This is a genomic window from Dellaglioa sp. CoH-57-MRSF-16, from assembly GCF_056782055.1.
On sequence record NZ_JBXAXZ010000083.1, the window covers coordinates 1 to 402 of the forward strand.

1 protein-coding gene is annotated in these 402 nt (G+C 60.2%); it reads right to left on the reverse strand.

The genetic code is table 11. The features are described 5' to 3' along the window. A partial coding sequence (locus tag AC1RPH_RS07950; RefSeq protein ID WP_481762048.1) for a hypothetical protein occupies positions 1 to 270 on the reverse strand: 270 nt, incomplete at its 3' end. Between the last annotated feature and the right edge of the window lie 132 nt (positions 271 to 402).

A 402-nucleotide genomic window follows, 5' to 3' on the forward strand; every position in this document is an offset into this window, starting at 1 on the left:
CTCTATAGCCTCGCGCATGGACGAGGTATTCAGCAACTCTTCGATCAGGGCTTCTACTTTGTCACGGGCATCGCCATCTGCGTTCTCCCCAACAAGCTGTTGTAGCAAACCCATCTTCTCCAAAGCACCCGGCACATCGTGCAGAATGGACTTGGCCAGTGTGCCACTGCCTGCCTTCAGTTGGCCGCCTGCATGGCTACGGGACTCGGAGCCGGGACTCGTTTCCCCGTTTGCCACGAACTCTTGAAGCGCGCGTGGCAGTGTCGCCATAGCCTGTGCGGCTTTACTGTCGCGCGGTGAATAGGGTGCTACGCCACCTCCCGGGGTACCGTCCCTAGATGGGCGTTCCGCTCGAGGGGGTATGGTTGAATCAGGTCGCGGGGCACTCTTGTGGGTTGGGGC